1 protein-coding gene is annotated in these 449 nt (G+C 70.6%); it reads right to left on the bottom strand.

Annotation, left to right across the window (positions count from 1 at the left end):
• Positions 1-449, bottom strand: a 449-nt coding sequence (locus KCH87_RS48520) for an AMP-binding protein (protein WP_210594472.1), incomplete at both ends; no start/stop codon positions are given.

Here is a 449-nt window from a genome sequence, read left to right as displayed (position 1 = left end):
GTCGTCCAGAACATAGGCGCGCATGCCGTCCAGCGGACGCCCGACCGGTATCGGCGCGGGCACCGCATCGGCCGCGGTCCAGGGGGCCTGGGTCGCGAACAGGGTGGTCTCGGTCGGACCGTAGGCGCCGCGCACCACGGTGTCCGGGCAGTGCTCCAGCACCCGCCGCACCGCGGTCGGGGAGATCAGGTCACCACCGGTGATCACCTCCCGCACACCCGCGAAGCAACCCGGATCCTCCTCGGCCATCACCCGGAACAGACCCGCCGTGATGTCCAGGCCGGTGATCTCCTCCTCCACGATCAGACGGGCCAACTCGGCGACCCCCAGCTCGCCTTCGGGTGTGATGACGGTGCGCCCGCCGTGCAGCAGCGGCACCCAGAAGGCATACGTCGAGGGATCGAAGGCGTACGAGGCCAGCAACAGCACCCGCTCATGCGCGCCCGGCT

Origin of the sequence: Streptomyces sp. GESEQ-35 (assembly GCF_017948485.1) — a bacterium.
Taxonomy (GTDB): Bacteria; Actinomycetota; Actinomycetes; order Streptomycetales; family Streptomycetaceae; genus Streptomyces.
The sequence above is the reverse complement of the archived record's forward strand: the minus strand, read 5'-3'. Positions and strand labels throughout refer to the sequence as shown.